Source organism: Pseudonocardia sp. NPDC049154 (assembly GCF_040648315.1).
GTDB lineage: Bacteria > Actinomycetota > Actinomycetes > Mycobacteriales > Pseudonocardiaceae > Pseudonocardia.
Window position 1 is genome coordinate 1 of the sequence record NZ_JBEZDN010000268.1, and the last position, 1,137, is coordinate 1,137.

Genomic DNA, 1,137 nt, shown 5'->3' on the forward strand with positions numbered 1-1,137 from the left:
GCCTGGCCTGCTGCCTGGCCTGCTGCCTGGCCTGCTGCCTGGCCTGCTGCCTGGCCTGCTGGCCGGCCGGTAGTGGTGTCGGGGAGGGTCTGATCGCGGGCGAGGAGGTCGATGCCGACCGCGGCGTCGGAGTGCTCCGGTCCCGAGGCAGGAGTGAGCGCGGTGGCGGTGATGATCCCGGTATCGGGCTCGACCACCAGATGAGCCTTGTAGCCGTCACGGCGCTGGTTGCGGGTCTTGTGGGCGTGCCGGGTCTCGGGATCGACAGTGGAGATCAGCCGGTCCGGGGCGGTGCGCCGGGCGATGCGCCAGCGTCCGTCGGTGCCGTCGGAATCTTCGGCGGGCTCGACGTCCTGCCCGGCGACCAGCGCGAGTAGCCCCACCGCCTCGGCGGCCTTAGCGCCGAGCTCCTGATCGGGAAGATGCCCGAGGACCCGGTGGGCGTCACCGACCAGGGCATCGACCAGTTCGGCGCGGGCGCCCTGGTCGTCCCAGGCGATCCGCGGCTTCCCGGGCTGGCTGTAGTCGTGCGCGCGTGTCTGGGCGACGATGACCTCGGCGGCGCCTTCGACCTCGCGGGCCACCCGGCGGATCGCCGCGATGATCTGGGTGACCGTGTCCTGCGTGGCGACGGCGTCATCAAGGATCGTCGAGTCCAACGCCCGCCGATGCTTCCCGCTCAGTGCCCCGGTCGCCGCGACGACCCCACGGACGGCGTCGAAGATCCGCTCCGGACGCTCGGATGCCGCCAGCCGGCGCCGCCAGTAGGTCAACGTCGTCGGGTGGAACCCGGCATCGGTGACCGCGAGCCCGCACGCGGCCTTCCAGCGCAGGTCGAAGGTGAGCGCTTCGACCGCTTCGCGGTCCGACAGCGAGTGCAGGGTCTGCAGTACCAGAACCGAGGCGACCACCTCGACCGGCACCGACGGACGGCCCCGCCCGGCGGTGAACAGATCGGCGAACAACACGTCCGGGAACAGCTCCCGACGGTGCGCAGCCAGGAAGGCGAACATCCCACCCTGCGGCAACAGATGCCCGGCAACGGACTCGACATCAAGCAGCTCACGCTGCGGATCAGACCGACCCTGCACCCGCCCAGCCTGCCAGCCGGGCGAGATCAACACCCGAACCCACGCC

At 71.3% G+C, this 1,137-nt stretch carries 1 protein-coding gene; it reads right to left on the reverse strand.

What is annotated here, in order from left to right; translation table 11 throughout:
• The coding region (locus tag AB0B41_RS43230) for a transposase (RefSeq protein ID WP_358213045.1) at positions 1–1,091 on the reverse strand (1,091 nt) is incomplete at its 3' end.
• Positions 1,092–1,137 lie beyond the last annotated feature (46 nt).